General features: G+C 51.2%; 20 protein-coding genes. 19 read left to right on the top strand and 1 reads right to left on the bottom strand.

Going from position 1 to position 24,844, the window contains the following annotated elements; all coding sequences use genetic code 11:
• Positions 1-28: 28 nt before the first annotated feature.
• Both KK062_RS19815 and KK062_RS19810 read left to right on the top strand, forming a co-directional pair.
• Positions 29-904, top strand: coding sequence for a diacylglycerol/lipid kinase family protein (locus KK062_RS19815; protein WP_254086081.1), 876 nt, complete (start codon positions 29-31; stop codon positions 902-904).
• A complete protein-coding gene (locus KK062_RS19810) occupies positions 901-1,845 on the top strand; it encodes a phosphatase domain-containing protein (protein ID WP_254086080.1) in 945 nt (314 codons plus the stop codon). The genes KK062_RS19815 and KK062_RS19810 overlap by 4 nt, the downstream gene beginning before the upstream one ends.
• Positions 1,846-1,848: 3 nt before the next feature.
• Here the strand turns inward: KK062_RS19810 and KK062_RS19805 are convergent, their stop codons facing one another.
• Positions 1,849-2,289 carry a response regulator gene (locus KK062_RS19805; RefSeq protein WP_254086079.1) on the bottom strand — a complete coding sequence of 147 codons (441 nt, stop codon included), beginning with the start codon at positions 2,287-2,289 and terminating at the stop codon, positions 1,849-1,851.
• Between the two features lie 262 nt (positions 2,290-2,551).
• Between KK062_RS19805 and KK062_RS19800 the strand changes: the two genes are divergently transcribed.
• From KK062_RS19800 to KK062_RS19720, 17 genes are all read left to right on the top strand, one after another.
• Entirely contained in the window at positions 2,552-3,229 is a 678-nt protein-coding gene (locus tag KK062_RS19800) for a response regulator (RefSeq protein WP_254086078.1), read from the top strand.
• Between the two features lie 12 nt (positions 3,230-3,241).
• The gene (locus KK062_RS19795; protein WP_254086077.1) at positions 3,242-4,333 is read left to right on the top strand and encodes a sensor histidine kinase; all 1,092 of its coding nucleotides are present in this window, start codon (positions 3,242-3,244) and stop codon (positions 4,331-4,333) included.
• A 63-nt stretch (positions 4,334-4,396) separates the two neighbouring features.
• Complete coding sequence (purT, locus tag KK062_RS19790; protein ID WP_254086076.1) at positions 4,397-5,599, top strand: formate-dependent phosphoribosylglycinamide formyltransferase; 1,203 nt, start codon at positions 4,397-4,399, stop codon at positions 5,597-5,599.
• Between the two features lie 80 nt (positions 5,600-5,679).
• Entirely contained in the window at positions 5,680-6,174 is a 495-nt protein-coding gene (locus KK062_RS19785) for an RNA polymerase sigma factor (protein ID WP_254086075.1), read from the top strand.
• A gap of 2 nt (positions 6,175-6,176) precedes the next feature.
• Positions 6,177-6,833: a hypothetical protein gene (locus KK062_RS19780; protein WP_254086074.1), complete on the top strand. Its 657-nt coding sequence runs from the start codon at positions 6,177-6,179 to the stop codon at positions 6,831-6,833.
• Positions 6,830-8,191 carry a sigma-54-dependent transcriptional regulator gene (locus tag KK062_RS19775; protein WP_254086073.1) on the top strand — a complete coding sequence of 454 codons (1,362 nt, stop codon included), beginning with the start codon at positions 6,830-6,832 and terminating at the stop codon, positions 8,189-8,191. Before KK062_RS19780 ends, KK062_RS19775 begins: the two co-directional genes overlap by 4 nt.
• Before the next feature lie 90 nt (positions 8,192-8,281).
• Complete coding sequence (locus KK062_RS19770) at positions 8,282-8,650, top strand: TerB family tellurite resistance protein (protein ID WP_254086072.1); 369 nt, start codon at positions 8,282-8,284, stop codon at positions 8,648-8,650.
• A gap of 28 nt (positions 8,651-8,678) precedes the next feature.
• On the top strand, positions 8,679-9,407 hold the full coding sequence (locus tag KK062_RS19765; RefSeq protein ID WP_254086071.1) for an SDR family NAD(P)-dependent oxidoreductase: 729 nt from the start codon (positions 8,679-8,681) through the stop codon (positions 9,405-9,407).
• Positions 9,408-9,521: 114 nt separating this feature from the next.
• The gene (locus KK062_RS19760; protein WP_254086070.1) at positions 9,522-12,707 is read left to right on the top strand and encodes a ligand-binding sensor domain-containing protein; all 3,186 of its coding nucleotides are present in this window, start codon (positions 9,522-9,524) and stop codon (positions 12,705-12,707) included.
• 296 nt (positions 12,708-13,003) lie between these two features.
• A complete protein-coding gene (locus KK062_RS19755; RefSeq protein WP_262899271.1) occupies positions 13,004-13,753 on the top strand; it encodes a LytR/AlgR family response regulator transcription factor in 750 nt (249 codons plus the stop codon).
• Positions 13,754-13,930: 177 nt separating this feature from the next.
• The gene (locus KK062_RS19750) at positions 13,931-18,139 is read left to right on the top strand and encodes a glycosyl hydrolase family 18 protein (RefSeq protein ID WP_254086068.1); all 4,209 of its coding nucleotides are present in this window, start codon (positions 13,931-13,933) and stop codon (positions 18,137-18,139) included.
• Positions 18,140-18,207: 68 nt separating this feature from the next.
• On the top strand, positions 18,208-21,444 hold the full coding sequence (locus KK062_RS19745) for an Ig-like domain-containing protein (protein WP_254086067.1): 3,237 nt from the start codon (positions 18,208-18,210) through the stop codon (positions 21,442-21,444).
• A gap of 329 nt (positions 21,445-21,773) precedes the next feature.
• Entirely contained in the window at positions 21,774-22,637 is an 864-nt protein-coding gene (locus tag KK062_RS19740; RefSeq protein ID WP_254086066.1) for a sigma-70 family RNA polymerase sigma factor, read from the top strand.
• 83 nt (positions 22,638-22,720) lie between these two features.
• Positions 22,721-23,617, top strand: coding sequence for an AraC family transcriptional regulator (locus KK062_RS19735; RefSeq protein WP_254086065.1), 897 nt, complete (start codon positions 22,721-22,723; stop codon positions 23,615-23,617).
• Between the two features lie 67 nt (positions 23,618-23,684).
• On the top strand, positions 23,685-24,059 hold the full coding sequence (locus tag KK062_RS19730; RefSeq protein ID WP_254086064.1) for a DUF983 domain-containing protein: 375 nt from the start codon (positions 23,685-23,687) through the stop codon (positions 24,057-24,059).
• Positions 24,060-24,111: 52 nt separating this feature from the next.
• Positions 24,112-24,582, top strand: coding sequence for a DUF6934 family protein (locus tag KK062_RS19725; RefSeq protein WP_254086063.1), 471 nt, complete (start codon positions 24,112-24,114; stop codon positions 24,580-24,582).
• A 46-nt stretch (positions 24,583-24,628) separates the two neighbouring features.
• A complete protein-coding gene (locus KK062_RS19720; protein ID WP_254086062.1) occupies positions 24,629-24,787 on the top strand; it encodes a hypothetical protein in 159 nt (52 codons plus the stop codon).
• The last annotated feature ends 57 nt before the right edge of the window (positions 24,788-24,844 follow it).

Raw genomic sequence — 24,844 nt, 5'->3', positions numbered from 1 at the left:
TTCGTCAGCCGACTGTTCTCAAAAATCCATGAAAATACTTTTTGTAATCAATCCTGCCTCCGGAAACAAAAATATTGACAAGGCCATCTTGCGCATCCATGCGCTGGCCGTGGAGCTGGGGTTCGACTTTAAATTTATGTATACCACCGGTGTGGATGACGACAACGCTATTCAAGAGCAACTCAACGCGTATAAACCCGACCGAATCATAGCCGGGGGCGGTGATGGCACCTTGCAGATGGTCGCGCGCAACATACTCGATCGGAAGATTCCGTTTGGGATACTTCCGTTTGGATCGGCCAACGGCTTCGCCACGGCGATCGGTATTCCAACGAACCCCGTCGATGCAGTCGAGGCGGTCGTTCGCGCCGAGCGCACACATCCCCTGGACTTGTTAAAGTTCAACGACAAACACCTGTGCATACATTTGGGTGATATCGGTATCAATGCGTTGATGGTAAAAGAATATTCCGAGGATGAATCGCGTGGTATGTTGGGATATGCCAAACACTTGATTGCCTCTACGCAGGCCACGCCGCTGTTGCATTACACCATTAAAACACCCGAGCAGGAGTATAATAAGGAGGGATATATGCTGGCGTTTGCCAACGCGCACAAATATGGTACGGGTATTCACATCTCAGAAGGATCGGTATCGGATGGTAAGTTTGAGATCTGCAATGTAGAACGCATCGCACTGGACTCCGCAATCAAAGCCGGACTCACCGCCTTGAACATGTTTATCGACAAGGATATGTTTGCCGATGTTATCTGTTGCCGCGAGGCCGACATACGTATTAGTGAAAAGGTCCATTTTCAGATCGATGGCGAATACATGGGCATGACGGATCATTTGACCGTCCGGATACTGGCCTCGGCCATTCCTCTGCTGATTCCATCATGAGTACTAAAAAGATACCCGTACTACTGAGTTTCTATGCGCTTTCGAATGGAAAGGAAGCGCTGATGTTTGGTCAAATCGCCACAACACGGTTAAACGACCTGAGCTTTGCGGCGTACAGCCCACGACGAACGTTCCGCACATTGTTTGCCTTATACCGTACGCGCCCGGTGGCGCACATATCGGTCAGGTTACACTTCGGCTCGGTCTCGATACCGGCAAAGACCGATGCTACGGGGGCGTTTTTCTTTAAACATCCGGTAGAACAAGTATTAGGTACGTTGCAACGCGTTACGTTGGACGCCGGGGGAGAAGTGACACTATTAGAAGGCTTATACCTGCGCACCATACATCATGTCGTCAGTCCCATGGTAATGGTGTCGGACATTGATGATACGCTGCTACACTCGTTCATCCGTAACAAGCTCCGAAAGCTTCGAACATTGCTTTTTACGCCTGTCGAAAAACGTGGGGCGGTTAAAAACATGCGTGAGTTAATGTTCGATGCCGTACAGCAAGGCGGAACGGTTTTATACCTTTCCAACAGTGAACAAAATTTATATCCGTTGATATACCGGTTTCTATTGCACAACAAATTTCCGGCGGGGCCGTTATTCCTAAAACAGTTGCGCAAGCTCCGGGACGTGTTTCTATACCGGAAGGTAGGTGTGCCCGGCATTCACAAGTTGAAGATGTTAGATCAAATTCTGGCATTGTTTCCCGATAAACAATTTGCCTTGGTCGGTGACAACACGCAACTGGATCTCCCGATCTATCTGACTGCCTCGGAGAAATACCCGGATAACATCCGATATATATTAATTCGGAAGGCGCGGCGGTCCTCCTCCGCACAAGCCCTGGTTAAAAAGACAGAAGCCCGGCTACGCGAACAAAATATTACGCTATACTATGATGAAAATTTACCGACGTCGTTGAGCTGGTAATACTTATCCCTCTTCGTGACGCAATGCGACAATGCTCTGCAGACATTCGTAAATAAGTATCTTGAGCTGGGTGAAATACACAGGCTTCTGAATATACCGAAAAGCCCCGCCATCGAGTGTTGCCCGGCTTACACTGTTCTCAGACGAAGTGGAGATCATGACCACCGGAATGTCTTTTAGACGTGGATGCTGTTTAATCTCCTGCAAGCATTGAAAGCCATTCTTAACAGGCATGTTCCAGTCGAGAAAAATAACATCTGGAAGCGTCGGCGTAGTGCGTAAAGTAGCGAGCAACGCATGCCCACTGTCGGCGAGCGTAAGTTGTAGTGAAATATCGATCTCGTTGAGTACTTCCTGGAAAAGAAAACGATCGTCAGGATCGTCATCGGCATAGTAAACATGCCTGATACTATAGAACGATTTCATGACATGTATTGTTGACATATACGTGCGCTGTAGCGGCGCTTCGGACAAGCTGGGTTGATGGCACAATTTTTACATATAAAAAACGGTAGCACTACTATTCTATAATTCAATGCACGAACAATTTATGTATGTTGTGAAGTCGTCGGTAAATACTTCCAATATTAGACGGTTACCCTCTGACATTCTATCAGGGATTTCCCTGATTTTTACAACTATTTGATCTATCGCTTGATCGAATTATCTCTACGATTCTACCTTTAAGGTTGTAACAAACAGTACGATGCCCGAAAAGATCAAAGTATTCCATCTAGAAGATTATAAAATTATCCGGGACGGTGTCCGGTTTTTGTTAAATCAAGATAGTGAGCTGGAGGTAGTAGGAGAAGCAAAACAAGGAGAAGAGCTTCTGAAAGTAATTGACGAAAAAGATATCGACATCCTGCTCCTGGATATTTACCTGGATGGGATGCAGGAAGTACGAACCATAGACGGATTTGAGATCTGCGAGATCGTCAGCAAGAAATACCCCAAGATCAGGATCGTAGCGCACTCCGTATATGACGATGCCGACCGGGTGGCCAAAATCATGAAAGCCGGCGCCATGGGTTTTGTATCGAAGAAGGCAGGATATGAAGAGCTGATCAAGGCAATCAAAGTCGTGCATGCGGACAAGAAATATATTTGCACTGAAACCTCCCGGAAGCTCAAAAATATTAATAAATTCCTAGCAGGTATTGAAGATACCTTACGCGGTGAGGACGAGTTCTTCTCCAAGCGCGAGCGCGAGGTGTTGGAATTAATCGCAAAAGGCCTTTCGTCCCGGCGGATTGCCGAGCAGCTTTTCATCACCGAGAAGACGGTGGAGTCGCACCGAAAGAACATGGTGTTGAAAGCCAAAGTGAAGAATACGGCTGAGCTTATTGCGCACGCTTCTGCCCGTGGTTTTTTGAAAGTCTAATGAATTAATTCTATGCAAGTATCACCCGAGACACAACAGGCGGAGCGGTTTTACGACATTAAACGCATCGGCGGTCTTTCACAGGACGGCGTTTTTGTTTACAAGCTTCCGGAAGGTTCATTCGACTATCTCAACGCGGCATTCACCGGCATTTTTGGTGTAACACGAGACAATGTGATGGCGCAATCGCGGTTGCTGCTGGACTTTGTCATGTCGGAAGACCGGCACTACCTGCAACAGCGCTTTGCCGACCTCATCTCGACAGGCTGTATAACCAACACCGAGTTCCGTATCCGCCTTTCCAGCGGTATAGTCAAACACATTTCGTGTGATGCGTATTTATTAGAGGAAGGCGAATATGTGGCTGGTTTTGTGAAAGACGTGAGCCGCATGAAAGAGCATGAGAACTACATGATAAACTACGGGGCCAAGAAAGATACGTTGCTGGATATGATTACACACAACCTGCACGGGCCGCTGAGCCTGTCGGAGAATCTCATTCAGAACGCACAGAAATCCTATCAGGGTCAACAATATGACGCGATACACAACCACCTGCGCATGATTCAGGACGTCACCCGCGAGTGTATCGAGATCGTCAACAACCTGCTGCGGGAAGAACACCTGGAATCGGAGCACATTTTTGTTAAAAAAGGGCGCTTCGACATCCTGGAAAAGATCGGTTCTACATTGGAAAAGCTGGTCGAAACGAACAAAGACAAACAATTCCGCCTGATCACCAAACTGGAGAACCTCTATATCAATATCGATGGCGTGAAGTTCTTTCAGGCGCTGCACAATCTGGTCTCCAATTCGATTAAGTTCACACCCGAAGGTGGGCAAATCGATATTATGGTAGAAGAACTGGAAGATCACTTCACGATTACCGTAAAAGACAGTGGCATCGGCATACCTGACGATCTGAAGGCTTTCCTGTTCCAAAAGAATACCGGCAAGGGCCGGATCGGATTAAAAGGAGAGAGGTCGGTCGGAATGGGACTGCCCGTAGCGAAGAAGCTTGTCGACCTCATGGGCGGCGAGCTATGGTTTGAAAGTGTCGAGAACCGGGGCACTGCTTTTTTTGTCAGACTTCCCAAAGAATAAGGCTGACGGCTACACCACCGCCGATTTGCGCCTTACCGACGGGTGTGCGATAATTGCACCCGTATGAATACTACGCCCGTTCACCCCATTCGCTTTGGAACACCCTTCGCTTCCTCTGCCATTAAAGTCATGCTGCTCGGCTCTGGCGAGCTGGGCAAAGAAGTTGTAATTGAGTTGCAACGTTATGGTGTCGAGGTAGTTGCTGTGGACCGCTACGAGCACGCCCCTGCCATGCAAGTGGCTCACCGGGCGTATGTCATCCCGATGCTGGACGGCCAGGCACTGCGCACCATCATCGAGCAGGAGAAACCAACCTTTATAGTACCCGAGGTAGAAGCAATTGATACCGCGACGCTGGTAGAACTTGAGCAGCAAGGTTTTAACGTTGTTCCTACCGCCCAGGCGGCACGACTCACCATGAACCGCGAAGGTATTCGTACCCTGGCGGCCAAGACTTTACAGGTAAAGACCTCTCCTTATGCGTTTGCTGAAACAAAAGAAGAATTCCTGGCGGCGGTGCAGGCATTGAGTTTCCCATGTGTTGTGAAGCCGATCATGAGCTCGTCGGGTAAAGGGCAAAGCATTGTGCGACAGGCCGACCAGGTAGAAGAAGCCTGGCAGTATGCGCAGGCGGGTGGTCGCGCCGGCAAAGGCAAGGTGATCGTAGAAGGGTTCATCGACTTCGATTACGAGATTACCCTACTAACGATCCGCCACAAGGATGGTGTTTCGTTCTGCGCGCCTATTGGTCACCGGCAGGAGCACGGCGACTACCAGGAGTCGTGGCAGCCGCATCCGATGTCGGCCAGAGCATTGGAGCAGTCACAAACCATCGCGCGCCAGGTTGTTGACGCCCTCGGCGGGTATGGTCTGTTCGGCGTAGAGTTCTTTATCAAAGGAGACACCGTATACTTTAGCGAGGTATCGCCGCGCCCGCATGACACAGGCATGGTAACGATGATCTCGCAGGATTTGTCGGAGTTTGCTTTACACGTACGCGCCATCCTCGGCCTTCCCATTCCCGTGATCCGTCAGGTAGGACCGTCGGCGTCACGCGTGTTGCTGGTACAAGGTCACTCAACAAATGTCGTATTCTCGGGCGTTGCCGAAGCGCTGGCCGAACCCGACACACAACTGCGCCTCTTTGGTAAACCCGAAGTACAAGGCGAGCGCCGCATGGGCGTATGTTTAGCCAAAGCCGATAGCATCGAGGCAGCGCGCGCGAAGGCTAACGCCATGGCGGAAAAGGTTCACTACAGTCTGTAATCCCGGGCTCTGCGCCCACCTGCATAAAAATATCGTACTTCGTTGTAAGAAATTCCCGGCCTTCCTGACTAATCAGAATCATGGGGACTGGTTTAGAAAATGCCTTTATACAAAACATCCAGGATCACCGCGGTGTGATCCTGAAGGTATGCCGGATCTATAGCGATGATCGTGACGACTTCGATGACCTGTTTCAGGAGATCATCCTACAACTCTGGAAGTCATATTCATCTTTCCGCGGCGAGTCGTTGGTCAGTACGTGGATGTACCGCGTGGCGTTGAACACCGCTATCACCAGTCTGCGGAAGCGCAAGCGACGTCCCGATCAACATCCCTTACAGGCCTTTCATCATAACCAGGCAGAGGTTACCGACAACCGTGTCGACCGCGTGTATGCTCAGGAACTACAACGGGCTATCCAGGCGCTGAACAAGTTCGACCGGGCGCTGCTGATGCTTTACCTGGAAGAAAAGAGCTATGGCGAGATGGCACAAATCCTGGACATCTCGGAAAATTATATCGGTGTCAAGCTGACCCGTATCCGAAACAAACTGAAAGAACTTTTAACACCCTGATTATGGATATAGATGCATTAAAAGCCGGCTGGAAAAAGACCAGCGGCCTTTCGGCGGAAGAGCAGTCCCACTTCGATCGTCTGCCTGCATTGTTGCAAGGCAAGACGACGGACATGATTACCGTTACCCGGCGGCAATACGAACGTGTCATTACCGTGTTGCTGGGCAGCATGGTGGTCGCCACCCTGGCCATGCCGCTGCTGACAGATGGCTTTACCTATCCGGGATCGCCACAGGGTTTTGTGAAGATGATGTTCCTTTATCAACTGATCGTCCTGTTCTATTGGGCCAAACTACGAACCGTCAACCACCTGACATTAAGCGATAGCATTCCCGAACGGCTGGAGCAGCTTCTGACCATGTTCCGCCGGGGTTTGCGCACGGAGATCATATTTATTGTGTCTTTGTTGCTGGGCATTGTGTTTGTCGGACGGTTCTTTTACGGCAAGGGCCTGTCGGGACTCCGGGCGCCGGATGTAGTCACGGCCTTTGCGCTCAGCGTTGTCTTTACCGGTGCCATGCTGTGGTTCGTTCGCAAGCGTTACCGGGCCAAGATCGAAGAGCTGAAAACCTACCTGCAGGAGTACCGGCAGGCACAGGTGTATGGCGTTGTGCTGATCGTTAGTACATTTGCCTGGATCTATGGAACATATCTGTGAGCAGAGTACTAATCATTGACGACGAAGAAAACCTGCGCAAGCTGATTGCGCGGGTTATCAGCCTGGAAGGATATACTGTACAGCAGGCCGCCACGATGAAAGAAGGCCTACAAGTGATGGAACGCGAGCCCATCAACGTGGTGGTATCGGACGTTAAGCTACCGGATGGGAACGGCATCGAGCTGACGGCGATGTTGAAGAAACAGTATCCTGCGGTGGAAGTCATTGTCCTTACGGCCTATGGAACGATTCAGGATGGTGTCACGGCGATTAAGAACGGCGCATTTGACTACCTGACCAAGGGCGACCACCAGGAGAAGATCATTCCCTTGCTTAGTAAAGCATCGGAGAAAGCCCTGCTGCAACAGAAGGTGCAGCACCTGGAAGCCCGGTTACAAGACCGTTTTGGTTTTGGCCACATTCTGGGTCAAAGTAAACGCATCCAGGAAAGCATCGCGTTGGCCAGAAAAGTAGCGCCCACGGACACTACGATACTACTCCTGGGCGAGACCGGCACGGGTAAAGAGATATTTTCACAGGCCATTCACTACGAGAGCGATCGGAAGGCTAAGCCCTTCGTTGCTGTCAACTGCAGTGCTTTTCCAAAGGACCTGCTTGAGAGCGAGCTCTTCGGCCATGCAGAAGGTGCGTTTACCGGTGCGACAAAAGCCAAGAAAGGCTATTTGGAAGAAGCACAGGAGGGAACGCTGTTTCTCGACGAGATCGGCGAGATGCCCATTGACTTGCAGGCCAAGCTGTTGCGGGTATTGGAAACCGGTGAATTTTACCGGGTGGGAGAGAGCAAGGCACGGCGGGTAAACGTGCGTTTTATTGCCGCCACCAACCGTAACCCTGAAAAAGAGTCGGAGGCAGGTAACTTCCGCAAGGATCTTTTTTACCGCCTATCGGTATTTAGCATTCCGCTGCCGCCGCTGCGGGAGCGGAGAGAAGATATTCAAGCGCTCGCCGAATACTTTGTGCGTCAGTTTTCGCAGAAGACGAAGAAACCGGTGGCCGCCATGTCCCCCGCCTTTCTGCAAGCGTTGCGCGTACACCCCTGGAAAGGAAACATCCGCGAGTTGAAGAACGTCGTGGAGCGTTGTGTCATCCTGAACGATCTGAACGTCCTGGAAGCCGACATGCTGCCCTACGATTTTAATGCCTACGATTCTACCGGCCTGGAAGAAGGCGTTTGGACGCTGGCGGCGGCAGAGAAAAAACACATCCGGCAGGTACTGGCATTCGCTCGGGGAAACAAGACGCAGGCGGCAAAACTGTTAGGTATTGGGTTGACAACGCTGTATCAGAAAATTAAGGACTACGCTTTACAAGCCGACGCACCGGAGGCCAGGCAATAAATTGTTTCTTTTACAAGTACTTACAGCCTGTTTTCTGCGTGATTCTAGTATCTTTAAAACACTTGTTATCCTGTCTGAACCCCTAGACCTATGTTAGACCACATCAAATTGGCGCATTTCCGGAACCTCATTTCGTTGAGTGCAGCAGACGGTAAGATTGAAGAGTTGGAGCGGGTTGCCCTGGCTAAGATCGCCTATGAAAAAGGTATTCCACTCGACCGGCTCAATCTTATGCTCGACCGTGCAGATGAGTATAAGTATCTGATTCCACTGGACGACTCCGAAAAGGAACAGCAGCTGGAGGACATGATCGAGCTGGCCCTGGCCGACGGCGAGTTTGCCCCGGCGGAACGCGAGCTGATCAACATTGTCGCGGACAAGCTGGGCGTTTCCAAATCCGCACTCGATAAGCTGATTGAAACCGCGACGTCAACATCCCGGCAAGCGAACAGCCAGTAAGTACAGGCAATAATATTCGTATAGTCAGATGTTCGATAAAAAAACTGTTCTCATCCTCGGCGCAAATTCGGATGTCGCTAAGGAGATGATCATATTATATATTCAACAAGGGTATAATGTCGTAGCAGCGTCACGAAGCACGACCGCGCTGCAAGACTTTCTGCGCGCGCACAACATCGGCGGCGACAGCGTGCAGGTGGCATACTTTGATGCTACCGCCTTTGCCACACACCGGAGCTTTTATGAATCGCTGCCCACGAAGCCGGCAATCGTGGTGTACGCTGCTGGATTTCTGAAGAACAATGAAGAAGCCTTGCTGGACTGGGAGGGGGCATACCAGATGATGAATGTTCATTACTGCGGCGCCGTGTCGATCCTCAACATCATTGTGATGGACACCAACAACAAAGCGCTGGAACGTGTCATCGGACTATCTTCGCTTTCGGGTGTACGTGGTCGAAAAAGCAATTTCATCTATGGCAGTACCAAGTCTGCTTTTACACAATATCTGGCAGGCATGCGGCAGTATCTTTTTGACCGGGGCATCCGCGTGCACGTTGTCGTTGCTGGCTACATCCGTAGTAAAATGACCGCAGGCTTAGAACTGCCCGAGTCGCTGATGTTGGAACCATTGTTTATCGCCCGGGCGGCCGTCGGTGTACGACGCGCGTTTATCATCGTACCGGGATTCAAGTGGAAAATGATCTACCACATCCTCCGGCTGCTGCCTGAACAACTGGTGGCCAGGCTTCCCTAATCGTAATCGTCGAGAAGTTCATCCACTTTTCGTATTCCCCGGCATCCTGGCTTCTGTGCGGATGTAACCCGCGCGCAAACGTTGTATCTTCGGGTATAAACCCTGAGCCAACATATGTCATGCGTTACCCGTCTGTTCTCACTGCTATGTTGTTGTCTGGCCGGCGTAAACTGGTGCGGGGCGCAGGAACTTGATGTTAAGTTTCACCATCTGACAGCCGAAGAAGGATTGCCCAGCAATACGGTCAATGGAGTGATTCGCGACAGCCGGGGGTTTATCTGGATCGCTACGGAGAATGGTGTGGCCCGTTACGATGCCTATTCCTTTGTCAGCTTCCGTGCGAAGGAAAATGACACCATTAGCATCAGTAGTAATATCACCTATACATTGCTGGAGGACACCCGGCAGCGTCTTTGGATTGGCTCAGAAAAAGGATTGGACCTTTACAACCGCGAGCTGGACCGATTTGACAAACATTTTTTTAAAGGCATTCCCGTCCGCGCCATCTACCAGGACCGCAAGGGCAGACTGTGGGTCGGCAGTGACCAGGGACTGTACCTGTACCAGGAAACAAGCGGCACGTTTATCAAGCCGTATGCGCGAATCTTCGACGCACACGAGATAGTGTACAATACTATTCCATCGATCCTGGAAGACCGGCACGGAAATCTGTGGGTGGGCACATCCAACGGTATCCATGTATTAGAGGACAGCACCGGCAACTTCCTGCACTTCGTATACCGGAAAAATCAGGTAGGCTCGTTAAGCGGGAATAATGTCCGGAAGATCGTGGAGGACCCGTCGGGACGTATCTGGATTGCTACGTATGGTGGCGGGCTGAATTTATACCAGCCGAACGAGAAAACTTTCAAAAGCTTTCGCCACGTATTCGGCAGCACGGCAGGCATCTCGAGCGATTTGTTACCAACGCTATGGGTACAGGACAACGGCAAGATCTGGATCGGCACTGACGGCCGGGGCATTGACATCTTTAACCCTGAGACCCACGAATTTCAGCATATTGTACATTCACCGTATAACTCCAAGAGTCTCAATAACAACGTAGTGCGGTCCATTAGCAGCGACGAGCGCGGGGGCATCTGGGTGGGAACTTATAATGGTGGCGTGAACTTCTTTAACCAGAATGCCGAATCGTTTTTCCATTACAAAGTGCCGACGCTCAACGGCAACAGCTCGGTCACATCGTTTGCCGAAGAAAAGAACGGCAACCTGTGGATTGGCACCGACGGTGGCGGACTGTGTTATTTTGACCGGGCCACCGGACAGTTTGCGAACTTTTACAACGACGAGCAAAACACCAACAGCATTAGCGACAACCGTATCCTATCGCTGATGCTTGATCATCAAGGTCAACTTTGGATCGGCACGTATCTGGGCGGGCTCTGCCGGTATGACCCTGCCCGCAAGAAATTCACGCGGTATATGTATGGTGACGGCTCAGGCCTGAGCGACAATGTGGTGTGGGTGTTACTGGAAGACAGTCAGCGGCGAATTTGGGTGGGTACCAATAACGGCATCAACCGGTATGATCCGCGTACGAATACGTTTGCCTGCATCAACATCAATAACTCGAACCTCAGCAACAACATGATTCGCTGCCTGTACGAAGACACCAAACGACGTCTTTGGATCGGGACGCAAGAGGGGCTCAACCTGCTGGAAGAACCGTACACCCATTTCACCGTGATCAAGAGCGATCAGCAAAACAAAAACAGCCTGAGCAACCATTGGATACGGTGCATCAACCAGGATCATGAAGGTAACTTGTGGATCGGTACATTTGCGGGGGGACTCAACTTATACAATGAAGCCTCTGGTACGTTTACTTCCTTCCATGAATCGGACGGCTTGCCGGACAACATCGTTTCGGGTATTCTGTCTGATAAACATGGGCACGTATGGATGAGTACGGGGCGCGGGCTTGCGTATCTGAGCCTGAAGAACCGCGTCTTTAAAAGTTATTCGACACACGACGGTCTGCAAGATTATCAGTTCAACATCAACGCCAGTTATGAGACGCGACGAGGTGAGTTTTTGTTTGGGGGTACCAACGGCTTCACATCGTTTATACCCGAGGTGATACGGGAGGTGAAGAACAATCAATTTCCGCCGCCGATTGCCTTTACCAGCTTGAAGATCCTCAATAAGGAAGTGTTGCCGCATCCGCGCAATGCGCTGCTCAAGGCGCAACTGAACGAGACTAAAACCGTGGTGTTGTCGCACGATCAATCGGTCATCACGTTGGAGTTCGCGGCGTTGAATTTTATCCAGCCGGAGAAGAACCAGTATTCTTATCGCCTGGCCGGCTTTGAAGACGAATGGAACATGGTGAACGGAAAGCGCTCCGCTACCTACACCAACCTGGAGCCGGGAGAGTATACCTTCCAGGTGAACGCATCGAACAACGATGGCGTATGGAACGACCAGGGTGTTGCCTTAAGGATTGTTATTCTGCCCCCATTTTGGCAGACATGGTGGTTCTCGGCGATGCTGGGTATGACCGCTATCCTGTTTATCGGGTTGATCGCGAACGTCGTACGCAATCGCTTCCGCGAGAAGATCCGAATCGCCAAGCTTATTGCTGAGCTTGAGCTTAAAGCGCTGATTGCCCAGATGAACCCGCACTTTATCTTCAACTGTCTGACGTCTATTCAGGAATTGATCATTGTGCATAAACAAGACGAGGCCATGCATTACCTGCATCAGTTCTCGAAGTTGCTCCGCACGGTGTTGCAGAGCTCTGAAAAGAACTTCATCTCGCTCGATCAGGAGCTCACGTTGCTGGAGCTATACCTCGAGCTGGAGTCCATGCGCTTTGACAAACAATTCCATTACGAGATCCATGTAGACAGCGACATTGATCCGGAGGAAGTGATTATTCCTTCGTTCTTGTTGCAGCCTTTTGTAGAGAATGCTTTGTGGCACGGGCTGATGCATAAGAAGGGCGAGCGCAACCTGCGCATTGCGTTTAACCTGGAATCGGAAGACGTGTTGCTGTGCAGCATTGCCGACGATGGCATTGGACGCAAGCAAGGCACACTGATCCGGAAGAGCAGCATTAAAAAGACATATCGCTCGATGGGCATGAAGATCATTCGTGAGCGCATGGCGTTGATGAAAAAACAAAATGATGTATTCGACCTTCGCATCGTTGATCGCGTGCATCCGGACGGCACGGCTGCGGGTACCACGGTGATTGTTCGCGTGCCTCTTGGTAGGACAGAATTCATACCGGAAAAAACAGGTATGACTTCTATGCGGCGTGCGTTGGAACGCTAGAAGTGTAACATTTAAAGTTCCCTTTCTGCATCGTGTATATCGTGCGTCCTTTGCTCATAACTGATGTATAAAAGTGCTCTTTGTAGCAAGTCGGGTAAAAGGACAGGTTATCATATTAATCAGAGGGTTGGACCAGTAAGTATCTTTATTTTTTGTACTTTGTTATACCTTGACCGCGTGCTGCTATAGATGCAGGCAACGCTAATACCTTAAAAATAAGGTATTTCGCTACCCACCTATCTCATGGCAGTACACACTAGCAGAGACGTTAATACTGGTTCACCGAAGTTTTAACAATGATTAGAGCGTTGATTATCGATGATGAAAGTAAAGCCCGGAACCTACTTAAGGTAACGATGGAGCGAATCTTTCCAGGTCAGTTTTTGCTGGAGACAGCAGACGACAGCGAAGACGGGTTGTTAAAGATTCATTACTTCAAACCCGATCTGCTATTTCTCGATATCGAGATGCCGATGATGAACGGCTTCGATTTTCTGGCAGCCATACCTGAAATAGATTGCAAGGTGATCTTCACCACCGCGCACGATCAGTATGCGATCCGTGCCATTCGGTACAATGCGTTGGACTATCTGCTCAAACCGATCAATCCTATTGAGCTGAAAGAAGCCGTGGAGCGCTATCAATCACACCGGGGCAGGAAAGACGTCTACAGTCGCCAGATCGAGAACTTCTTTGAACATAAAGAACGCAACCTCGCCATTACGACCTATGATGGTGTGGTGTTTCTGGAGGTCGACACAATCATTCGCTGTGAAGCGGATCTGAATTACACACGTTTTGTGCTAACAGACAATAAAACATTTGTGTCATCTAAAACGCTGAAGGAGTATGAAGACCTGTTGACGGTCCACAACAATTTTCTACGCATACACCGTTCGCACCTGGTGAATCTGGACTATGTATTAAAATTCAAAAGCGAAGGGCTGTTAGTCCTGAAAGACAGCTCATCGGTGCCAATCTCGCGGCGGCGCAAAGAAGAAGTCGTAAGCCGACTTTCCGTTCGGTCGACAGCCGTACATTCCTGAGCCTGCGCGCACACAAGACACACGCTACGTTTCTGCACCTTTTAATAAGTGCACACGGCCATTCAATAACTACTTTTCTTTTTCCTATTGGTTATCCCAACATTTAGCCCGCGATGCAGTCAGCCCTAGTTCTCAGGGCCAGGCTGTGGCAAATGTTCAAACCAATAACCAATTACTATGTCAACTTTTACGCTAACTAGCATTAGCTTCGGCAACACATGCCGGCGGGTATATATCCTGCTGCTGTTGTTGCTGGCGAGTGTAGCGGCGGTCTTCGGTCAGGTCAATACCGGAGGCAGTGCTACAACAGCCAATCACCAAAAGCAAATCGTGGGGTACATTACCAACTGGGATGCCTGGAAAAGCTCGGCACACGGTGTGCCCGGCGCGGGTGCCTACACGCACCTCAACATTGACTACTCCAAGTACACCATTCTGAACTTCTCGTTCTTTGGTGTGGCCAAAGACGGCTCGCTGCATAGCGGCGACTACCGTAACAAGCTTATCTACCAGCAAGGTGCTGTGCAAGAGCCCGCGCCCATCCTGCACGGTGGCGTGTATGACAGCTGGGACATGCACCTGATGTTTGGTGAGCTGGAGTACAAATACGACTTCGCCGACGCTCGTGTTGCCGCCGCAGGTTTTGTGGCGGATGGTGCCGGCTGGAGAAATACCAAAACTACACTGACCGGCCCGATGCCGGTACCGCTGAAGAAAGAAGGCGGTGCAAAAGGCATCATCGAAATGGCGCACGAACGCAACGTTAGGGTTGTAGCGTCTATCGGTGGCTGGAGCATGTGTAAGCACTTTCCTGAAATGGCAGCCGATGCCACAAAGCGTGCGCGCTTTGTAGCAAACTGCCAGCGCCTGATCGGGTTAGGCTTTGACGGTATCGACCTGGACTGGGAATACCCGGGTCCGTATTCTGGCATGAACTTTACCGGAAGCCAGGCTGACTTCGCTAATTTCACGACACTCGTACAGCAGATCCGCTCTGCCATTGGCCCGGATAAGTTGATCACGGCTGCGTTTACGGCTGATCCCGCTAAGCTAGCAGGCCTTCAGTGGTCAACGCTGGCCAACGTCATGAGCTACTTCAATATGATGACGTACGACTACAACGGCGGCTGGTCAGGTAAAGCTGGTCACAACTCGCCGTTGTATGACTACCCGAATCAGGAGTTTGCCAACTTTAGCTGGGATGCCTGTTACCGTGCCCTGGTAGGGCTGGGTGTACCCGCGAACAAGATCAACATGGGTGCCGCTTTCTATGGTCGTGGTGTTGTAACACAAGGCACTGCTGCTCTGAACGCACCTACACAGAAAGTACAACGCACAGTTGATCCCGATGGTCCGATCAGCTCAGCAGCAGACTTCACCAATTGGTCTGCACACGAAGGAACTCCGTATTACGAATACATCCGTCAAAATAAAGCCGGCTGGACCGAGCACTGGGATGACAACGCCAAGGTACCGTACCTCACCAAAGGAAATTACTTCCTGAGCTACGACAATGAGCAGTCTATTGGTCTGAAAGCCCAATACGTGGTAGACAAAGGACTCAGTGGTGTAATTGTATGGACTGTGTACGAAGACCTCGAGATCAGTGGCTCTGCCACGGCCTTCGGTCCGAAACTGGCGCGCTACTCCTCTGTGAAATCGCCGCTGGTCAACAAGATCAACGAAGTATTTGCGCTGGGTAACACCGGCATGCCTACCGTTTCTATCACTGCGCCTACGAACAATGCGGTGGTAGCACCCGGTTCATCAGTTGTTGTAAATGCTACGGCAAATGACTCGAATGGCAGCATCACGAAAGTAGAATTCCTGTTAGACGGTACGAAAGTAGGAGAGGATGCAACCTCACCGTACAGCTTTACCATTAGCTCACTGGCAGCAGGGACACATACCATCCAGGCGAAAGCAACAGACAATAGCGGCAATACAGCCACTGCCTCTGTATCGGTTATTGCCGGCACAGCGACTGCTCCGACGGTGTCGATCCAATCGCCGACTTCGGGCTCGAGCTATACTGCAGGTGCATCTGTTACCATCACGGCATCGGCCACCGACGCGGACGGTAGCATTGCCCGTGTTGAATTCTTCCAGGGAGCAACCAAACTTGGTGAAGCGACTACACAGCCATACAGCTATACCTGGGCCGGCGTGGGTGCCGGCACGTATTCATTGACAGCGAAGGCTACTGACAACAGCGGTCTTTCGACTACCTCTTCTGCCGTAAACATCACGGTTACCGGCTCAAGCTGCTCCACTCCTGAGTGGGTGGCTGCTACGGCGTACAATGGTAGCGCGGAAGTATCACGCAATGGGAACAAATATCAGGCGCGCTGGTGGACACAAGGGGAGGACCCTGCGCTGAAGAGCGGTCCGGATGACGTGTGGAAACTGATCGGCCCTTGCGGTGGTGGTCCTACCAACGCTAACCCGGTTGCTACACTGACAGCACCGAACAACGGTACCTCGTATACAGCACCTGCAACCGTTACGCTGACGGCTACGGCTACAGACAGCGACGGCACCATCAGCAAAGTAGAATTCTACAACGGCTCAAGCCTGATTGGCACGGCCACGAGCAGTCCGTATAGTGTAACCTGGTCAAATGTTGTAGCCGGCACGTATACACTTTCGGCCAAGGCAACCGACAACGCTGGCGGTACAGGTACTTCATCTTCCGTGTCCATTACAGTTACGGGCGGTACCAGCAACAACGGTTCCTTCAAAGTAGTAGGCTACATGCCGTCCTGGCAAGGTACGGCGGATGATATCCAGTACGATAAAGTTACACACATCAACTACTCGTTTATTCGTCCGACCACCAGCGGTGGTTTAACAGCCGTTGACCAACCTGGTAAACTGTCTCAGATCGTATCGCGCGCACATGCCGCGGGTGCAAAAGTAGGGATTGCCGTAGGTGGCTGGAGCGACCTGAACAACACTGACTTCCAGGTAATGGCGGCCAGCGCTTCAACACGCAATACATTCAAAAACAACCTTCTGGCACTCCTGAATACGTACCAGTTGGACGGTGTCGATATCGACTGGGAATATCCGATTGACGGACAGGATCCCGCAAACTTCGCTACGCTGATGACCGAGCTGGGTAGTGCCCTGCACGCGCAAGGCAAGTTCCTGACGGCAGCAGTATCGGCATCTGGATATTACGCAAACGGTGTTCTGCCGGCAGTATTCACAGCCGTTGACTTCCTGAACATCATGGTATACGACGGCGGCAACGGTGCTGATCACTCTCCGTATAGCTACGCGGTTTCTTCGCTTGACTACTGGGCGGGTCGCGGCCTGCCGGCTGCAAAGACCGTATTGGGTGTTCCGTTCTATTCCCGTCCTAACTGGAAGACGTTCCGCGACCTGGTGGCCCAGGGTGCGAACCCGAACCTGGATGTTTTCAACGGCGACTACTATAACGGTATCAATACCATCAAGCAAAAGACAAACCTGGCGTTTGATCGCAACCTGGGCGGTATGATGATCTGGGAACTGTCGCAAGACGCTACGGGCAACAACTCGCTATTGACGGCTATCCGTCAGGTGATCGATGTCCGCAACGGTGGCAACAACAATAACACACCGCCGACGGTCAGCATCACGGCTCCGGCCAATGGTACGTCTGCCGCAGCCCCGGCTACTGTAACCATCCAGGCAACCGCTTCGGATAACGGATCTGTTACGAAAGTCGAGTTCTTCCGCAATGGTACGAAATTGGGTGAAGACACATCCTCTCCATACGCGTATACCTGGAGCGGTATTGCAGCGGGTACATATACGCTGACCGCAGTCGCTACCGACAACCAGGGCGCGTCTACTACATCTGCCGCTGTTAGTCTCACCGTCACCGGTGGCACATCCGGTTGTGGCGGTGTAGTACAGTATGTAGAGAATGGCGGTTATGTTGCCGGCAGTATCGTACAAAACCAAGGCAGCCAGTATGAATGTAAGCCTTATCCGTTCTCGGGTTGGTGTAATGGCGCTGCGTGGGCCTATGCTCCGGGCACCGGCACTTACTGGTCGGACGCATGGGTACTGAAGGGAAGCTGCGGCGCAGCCGCGCGTACGGCAGATGCTTCTGCCGCAACCCTGACGGTAACGGAAGAGAAAGGTTTAACGCTGTATCCGAACCCGGGCAAGGCGGGCGAAAGCGCAACGGCTTCGTTCACGTTCGAATCGGCACCTGGTGCAGTACAGGTTACGCTGAAGAATGTAAACGGCACCGATGTACACCGCCAGCACTTCGGCGACAAGGGTAACAGCCAGGTAACGGTGGCCCTGCCGCCGCTGCCAAGAGGCCTCTACATCTTCCACATAAAATCAAGCCAGCGAGTCTGGACGAAAAAATACATCATCGAATAACATTCACTAAAAAGAAGAGGGATTATTCCTCTTCTTTTTTTTATAAACACATAAACCCCACAACATCTATGAAACGTAAAATTTTACTGGTATGCTGGTGCCTGCTGGTGACGGTGCTGGCCTATGGGCAGTATTCGTTCCCGAATTGCTGGACCCCCTGGACACCAAACGCCGCGGGCTACCCCGGAGGCACGCAGGTGTCGCACAAGAGTGGTAACTATCAAGCAAAATGGTCGACTATTACCGAACCCGGTACCACGGGCGACTGGACATTAGTGAGCAAGTGTGGAGATGGTGGTATCGGCGGTGACTATACTGGCCCGCAGCGCATCATCGGCTATTTACCGTATTGGGTACCCGACTTTGATTTCAAGACCTATGATCCGGGTACTGTCAATCACATCAACATTGCCTTCAACCTGTTTCAACAAAACAACAATAACTACAATAGCAGCAACTTCGCTTCCATTGCGTGGGGTTCGTTTCACAACCGCAAGGTGGACTCGATCCTGTTTGACAACGGTGTACTGGCGCGCGCGCACGCGAAAGGCACCACGGTGTCTGTTGCCATCGGCGGTGCTACCGACTTTGCATTCCTGTGGCTGTTGACGCAGTATTATAACAACGACGCCAAGCTGGAAGAGATGGCCACCTTTATTACGAATTATGTCAATGCCAAGGGCATCGACGGTGTAGACCTCGACCTGGAATGCTGGTGGCCCGATGCAACCATCTCGGGTACAACCGAGCAGGGTGGACGTGTACGCGGCGACAAGTGGGGTGGACCCGACCAAGGGCCACACCCAGCGGCGGTAGGCTTAACACGTCTGGCCCAGAAGCTGCGCCAGAAGATGCCGAGCAAATTGCTGTCGGCTGCGGTGTTTGGCACTTCCTACTACGGTAACAACTATGACGATGCGCTGGCGCAATACCTTAACTGGGTTGGTCTTATGACATACGACTTCACGGGTTCGTGGAATACGTCGCCGATCGGTCCGCACGCGGCCCTGTACAAAGTACCACTGGGAACATACCAGGGCCAGACAGCTGACAACCCGATCTACTCGGCCGAAGACGCGCTCGAATATTGGATGGGCATGGCGCCCGCCGCCTGGAACCACGATGGTGGCTTTAACGTACAGAAGGCCAAGCTGTGTATTGGTGTACCTTTCTATGGATATGACCTTGCCACCCGCAAGCCCGACAATGCCAACGGTTTTGTTGCGCCGAAGTGGAAAGAGATTGTCGCAGCCTATCCGAACGCTGCCACCAGCTTCGATCCGCAGGACTCTCGTCAGCTGGGTGGCTATATTGGTGCCAACGGCAAGAAGATTTATTATGAAACGCCGAAAGGCGCAGCCGAGAAGATTAAGTATACCAAGCGATTTGGTCACCAGGGCGTTATCATCTGGGAGCTTACCGGTGACACGGGCTACCACAGCGGCACAAGCTTGCTAAAGGCCATTAATGATGCAGGCGGTGTTGTGGTCGACCCGGCGCCGACGGTAAGCATTACCAGCCCTGCGAACAACGCTACGTTTGCCCCCGGCGCGACCATTACTATCACGGCGAACGCTTCGGACAACGGTACCGTGACGAAGGTGCAGTTCTTCCAGGGCGGCACGCTGCTGGGTGAAGACGCTACTGCTCCGTATTCGTATACCTGGAACAGCGTTCCACAAGGTTCGTACACGCTGACGGCTAAAGGTACCGACGACAAAGGCGGTGTAGGTACGTCGACTGGTGTATTGATCGGCGTGGGCAATGCCAATCCTTCGGTGAGCATCACTGCTCCTGCAAACAACGCAACGTACACTGCACCGGCTTCCGTGACCATCACAGCTACGGCAACGGATGCTGACGGCACGATTAGCAAAATAGCGTTTTATCAAGGCACAACGTTGTTAGGAGAAGATGCTACCTCACCTTACACTTATACATGGGCGAGTGTTACGGCTGGTAGCTATGCCCTGACAGCAAAAGCGTATGATAATGCAGGCGGTGTCGGGACTTCCACTGGCATCAACATTACTGTTTCATCTGTTAATACCTGTACCGTGCCCGCATGGGTAGCGACTACCGCATACAGCGGTAACTCCGAAGTATCGCGCAACGGCAACCGGTACCAGGCCCGTTGGTGGACGCAGGGAGATGACCCGGCGTTGAAAAGCGGACCGGATGATGTGTGGAAACTGCTGGGCCCTTGTGGTTCGACCAACGTCAGCCCGACTGTTGCCATCACCGCTCCGACGGCTAACGCTAGCTTTACGGCACCCGCTACGGTGTCTATTGCGGCCTCGGCCAGTGATTCTGACGGTACCATTACAAACGTAGAGTTCTTCCAGGGTTCGGTAAAACTGGGCGAGGACGCCTCTGCTCCATATACATTCTCGTGGACAACCGTAGCAGCGGGTACTTACTCGCTTACAACACGCGCTACCGACAATGCCGGTGGTGTGACAACCTCTGCCGCCGTGAGTATTACTGTCAACGGCACACAAACCAATACTCCGCCCGTGACAGCGATCACGGCTCCGGCGCAAGGAGCATCGTTTACCGCTCCGGCATCGATCACCATTACGGCAACCGCCACGGATAACGATGGTACGATCAACCGCGTGGAGTTTTATAACGGCGCCACACTGCTCGGCACGGACAATAGCAGCCCGTATAGCTTTACGTGGACAAATGTCGCTGCAGGCTCCTACACGCTTTCGACAAAAGCTTTCGACAACGGCGGGGCCGGCGGAACATCATCGTCGATTCCCGTTACAGTAACGGGTGGCACGGATAACTGTGCATCGCTTCCACAATACACGGAAAACGGTGGGTATGTTGCGGGCAGCAAAGTGAAGAATGCCGGCGCGCAGTATGAGTGCAAGGAATATCCATTCTCCGGTTGGTGTAACGGCGCGGCCTGGGCATATGCCCCGGGCACCGGCACGTACTGGACTGACGCCTGGATTTTGAAAGGAAGCTGCGGTGGCGGCGCACGGACTGCATCTGTTGCTAACGATGTAACGGTGGCCGTTTCCGACACGGACGCAGCCGGGCTTATCCTGGCACCGAATCCTGCAGTGGAAGGCGGGCGCCAATTGTTGACGCTAAGCTTTGACGCCATACCGGGTCATACACGTATAACCTTAAAAGACATGAACGGTCGTGCGATGGCGGACTTCGAGCCAGGCATAGTACGTCAGTACTTGCACACGGTTGAATTGCCGGCATTACCTGCGGGTTTATACGTAGTACGTGTTCAGACTGAACAAAAGATCTGGCTAAAGAAATATCTGGTAAAGAAATAACAGGACTTAGCCCCTGGACAAAGGGCAAACGGCCATAACCCCATCAAGGATACAAGCCGTTTGCCCTTCATTTTGATCCACCCAGCGACCAAGCTTATGGGGTGTGCATTAAATAAGAAAAAATTGTACCTTTGCTCAGAAAAGTTTTCAACATTCGGAACTTCTTGGGCCAATTATTCATTCTCATACTACCCACCTTTACCGCGCTACGGCCTATTCGACAGGTGTCGGCAATCCACGGAGTAAACCTTTTTATTGAACCACCGTTCTTATGAACGAGTCATTTTATTTAAATTCAACGAAATAAACAACATACTACACAGGCTGCAATGAGACAATTAAAGATCAGCAAACAAATCACGAACCGTGAAAGCCAGTCGCTCGACAAGTATTTACAGGAAATTGGGAAGGTGGATCTGATTACATCAGACATGGAGGTAGAGCTTGCCAAAAGAATTCGCGAAGGCGATCCGTTGGCGCTGGAAAAGCTGACCAAAGCAAACCTCAGGTTTGTGGTCTCGGTGGCCAAACAATATCAGAACAACGGTTTGACGTTGGGCGACCTGATCAACGAAGGCAACCTGGGCCTGATCAAAGCCGCCCAGCGCTTTGATGAGACTCGTGGTTTTAAATTCATTTCCTATGCTGTATGGTGGATTCGTCAATCCATTATGCAAGCGCTGGCAGAGCAGTCGCGCATTGTGCGTCTGCCGCTGAACCGCGTAGGCTCACTGAACAAAATTTCGAAGACCTTCTCGGACCTGGAGCAAAAATTCCAGCGTGAGCCTTCCCCGGAAGAGCTGGCGGAAGTGCTTGAAATCAGCTCAGAAGAGGTTTCGGACACCCTGAAGATCTCTGGCCGTCACGTATCGATGGATGCCCCGTTTGTGCAAGGCGAAGAGAACAGCCTGTTGGACGTTTTGGCCAGCGATAGCGAAGAAACCCCAGATTCGGGCCTGATCGTTGATTCCCTGCGCCGCGAGGTACAACGTGCCCTGGCAACCCTGACACAACGTGAAGCCAACGTTATTGAGTTGTATTTCGGCCTGAATGGCGAGAATGCGCTGACGCTGGAAGAAATCGGTGAGAAGTTTAATCTGACCCGCGAACGCGTACGGCAGATTAAAGAAAAGGCTACCCGCCGTTTGCAGCATCACGCTCGTAGCAAAACATTGAAAGGATACCTGGGCTAGTTTCCAGAAAATATAGAAAAGGCCGTTTCAAGTAATTGGGACGGCTTTTTTGTTTCCACCAAGGGAACGCTAACTTTCAGATTATGAAACGCACGGCCGCGTTAAACGACACACCGCTTTACTGTTTAGATGCTTTTGGAGAAAGAGCCGAACAGAGCCTGTTTTACATCGAAACCTTAAAAGAACACCTGCAAAAGCACCCTTTTGTCAGTAAATCCCACCGTCACGACTTCTACCTGGGTTTGTACGTCAGTCGAGGCATCGGCACGCATACGATCGATTTTGTCGATTATCCCGTTAAATCCAATTCGTTTTACCTGATGACCCCTGGACAGGTGCACGCCTGGAATCTCTCACCAGAAACAGATGGGTACTTCTTCTTCTTTGTTCCGGCCTTTTACCAAATGGGCCAGCAGGAATCCGATTTGACGGCTTTTCCGTTCTTTCAATCATTTCATCCGAGTCCTTACATTCAACTTCCTGGTTGCGACTCGGTTATCGATTTGATTATTCAGGAAATGTTGAAGGAGTACAAAACACCCGCCCAGGCCAGGCCCGACCTGCCGTTGCTGCGCAGCTACCTGGAAGTGGTCCTGCGCAAGCTGGCCCGGGAACGCGATGTATCGGTAGGAGGGGATAGCACCCCGAACGCTACGCATAAGCTTCGCAAGCTGGAAGAGCTCATCAACCATCACTATCGAGAGTTGAAACAACCGCATGAATACGCGGAGCTGATGAACCTGTCAGCCTCTTATTTAAACAACGTATGCAAAGCCGTCGTGGGTAAAACCCTGAGTGATCTTATTCATGCGCGGATCATTCTCGAAGCCAAGCGCTTTTTCTCGTATGCCGATCTGACCATCAGCCAGGTAGCGGTGAGACTCAATTTTGCGGACCCGTCATACTTTATCCGTTTCTTTAAGAAACACACGGGCCTGACGCCGGAGCAATTTCGTGAACAGATAAATCGTCCGCTATAAAGCGCGAATTGTGCGCTATCGTGTGTGCCTTGAACGCCGTTATTAGTGGTATAAAACAGGCATCAGTATGTTACGAAAAGGAACAAAATTGTACAGTGTGGTCAATCTGAAATGCCCGCGCTGTCACGAAGGCGACATGTTTTCCCATCCCGTATGGAGCACCAAATTTGCCAAAATGAACAAGCAATGCGAGGTATGTGGCTTTGACTTTATCCAGGAGCCTTCTTACTACTTCGGTGCCATGTACATCAGCTACGGTATGCAGGTGGCCGTGTTTGTAGCGGTGTATCTGGGACTGCGGTATACGATTAATCCGGATACCTGGACCTATGTGTGGGCGATGATCGCGGCGTCTATTCTGATCCTTCCGTTTAACTTTCGTATATCCCGTGCCGGATGGATCAACTTGTTCTTCTCCTACCGGAAGAAGGAGGCGTCGTAATCCTTTGAACTTACTCTTAGATCGGGTAGTTTAGGGCAAAACAAGCTGTGATTTGACCTTAACCCATTACCCGTTAGAGACGAACCCCGAATTTCTGGATTATGAGTTTTTGAGCATAGGTCCGAAAGGGAAGATTCGTAAACTTGTACGTTTTACCAGGATGGAAGTTGCCGATACATCGTTGGACATCTACAACCTTGCCTTTGGTGATTACGACAAAGTCGGCAATACAATTGACGACGATATCATTACCGATAACAAGGACCCTAACCAGGTCTTGCTTACGGTAGCGGCAGCAGTGCTGGCGTTTACCGAGCGCCATCCGGAGGTACTGGTTTTCGTTCAGGGAAATACACCGGTGCGCATGCGTTACTATACCATGGGCGTGGCCACACACCTGGACGGCACATTAAAGGGGTTTGACATTTGGGGAAACATTGACGAGGAGTGGGAGTTGTTCCGGCCTAACCGACGGTATATCGGACTGCTGGCGCGACGCAAGGCGGAGGTGGTGGGGGTTTGAAATCCAAGAAATAATGAATATCTTTGGATAAGCAATCAACCGAAATATGGCGATTCTTAGTAAAAAAGAAAGTACTAACTATTCCGGCGTTAGCGTCAGCAAAAGGATAAAAAGCCGTGCGCAAGATCCTTTTATCCTCAAGAAGGTAAAAGAAGCCGAGGCCTTTCTCAACAAACATGGCCTGCCTGCTGCCCTGACACGATAACTCCGGATACAAAAGATTATAAAACAAAGAAGCCAGTTTTCACTGGCTTCTTTGTTT

Origin of the sequence: Dawidia cretensis, assembly GCF_018598175.1 — a bacterium.
In the GTDB taxonomy this organism is placed as follows: Bacteria; Bacteroidota; Bacteroidia; order Cytophagales; family Cyclobacteriaceae; genus Ohtaekwangia; species Ohtaekwangia cretensis.
The sequence above is the reverse complement of the archived record's forward strand: the minus strand, read 5'-3'. Positions and strand labels throughout refer to the sequence as shown.

Excerpts from the sequence above, each read along its gene's own strand:
- KK062_RS19815 (WP_254086081.1), top strand. The coding sequence starts at position 29 with ATGAAAATACTTTTTGTAATCAATCCTGCCTCCGGAAACAAAAATATT.
- KK062_RS19810 (WP_254086080.1), top strand. The coding sequence starts at position 901 with ATGAGTACTAAAAAGATACCCGTACTACTGAGTTTCTATGCGCTTTCG.
- KK062_RS19805 (WP_254086079.1), bottom strand. The coding sequence starts at position 2,289 with ATGTCAACAATACATGTCATGAAATCGTTCTATAGTATCAGGCATGTT.
- KK062_RS19800 (WP_254086078.1), top strand. The coding sequence starts at position 2,552 with ATGCCCGAAAAGATCAAAGTATTCCATCTAGAAGATTATAAAATTATC.
- KK062_RS19795 (WP_254086077.1), top strand. The coding sequence starts at position 3,242 with ATGCAAGTATCACCCGAGACACAACAGGCGGAGCGGTTTTACGACATT.
- purT (WP_254086076.1), top strand. The coding sequence starts at position 4,397 with ATGAATACTACGCCCGTTCACCCCATTCGCTTTGGAACACCCTTCGCT.
- KK062_RS19785 (WP_254086075.1), top strand. The coding sequence starts at position 5,680 with ATGGGGACTGGTTTAGAAAATGCCTTTATACAAAACATCCAGGATCAC.
- KK062_RS19780 (WP_254086074.1), top strand. The coding sequence starts at position 6,177 with ATGGATATAGATGCATTAAAAGCCGGCTGGAAAAAGACCAGCGGCCTT.
- KK062_RS19770 (WP_254086072.1), top strand. The coding sequence starts at position 8,282 with ATGTTAGACCACATCAAATTGGCGCATTTCCGGAACCTCATTTCGTTG.
- KK062_RS19765 (WP_254086071.1), top strand. The coding sequence starts at position 8,679 with ATGTTCGATAAAAAAACTGTTCTCATCCTCGGCGCAAATTCGGATGTC.
- KK062_RS19760 (WP_254086070.1), top strand. The coding sequence starts at position 9,522 with ATGTCATGCGTTACCCGTCTGTTCTCACTGCTATGTTGTTGTCTGGCC.
- KK062_RS19755 (WP_262899271.1), top strand. The coding sequence starts at position 13,004 with ATGATTAGAGCGTTGATTATCGATGATGAAAGTAAAGCCCGGAACCTA.
- KK062_RS19750 (WP_254086068.1), top strand. The coding sequence starts at position 13,931 with ATGTCAACTTTTACGCTAACTAGCATTAGCTTCGGCAACACATGCCGG.
- KK062_RS19745 (WP_254086067.1), top strand. The coding sequence starts at position 18,208 with ATGAAACGTAAAATTTTACTGGTATGCTGGTGCCTGCTGGTGACGGTG.
- KK062_RS19740 (WP_254086066.1), top strand. The coding sequence starts at position 21,774 with ATGAGACAATTAAAGATCAGCAAACAAATCACGAACCGTGAAAGCCAG.
- KK062_RS19735 (WP_254086065.1), top strand. The coding sequence starts at position 22,721 with ATGAAACGCACGGCCGCGTTAAACGACACACCGCTTTACTGTTTAGAT.
- KK062_RS19730 (WP_254086064.1), top strand. The coding sequence starts at position 23,685 with ATGTTACGAAAAGGAACAAAATTGTACAGTGTGGTCAATCTGAAATGC.
- KK062_RS19720 (WP_254086062.1), top strand. The coding sequence starts at position 24,629 with ATGGCGATTCTTAGTAAAAAAGAAAGTACTAACTATTCCGGCGTTAGC.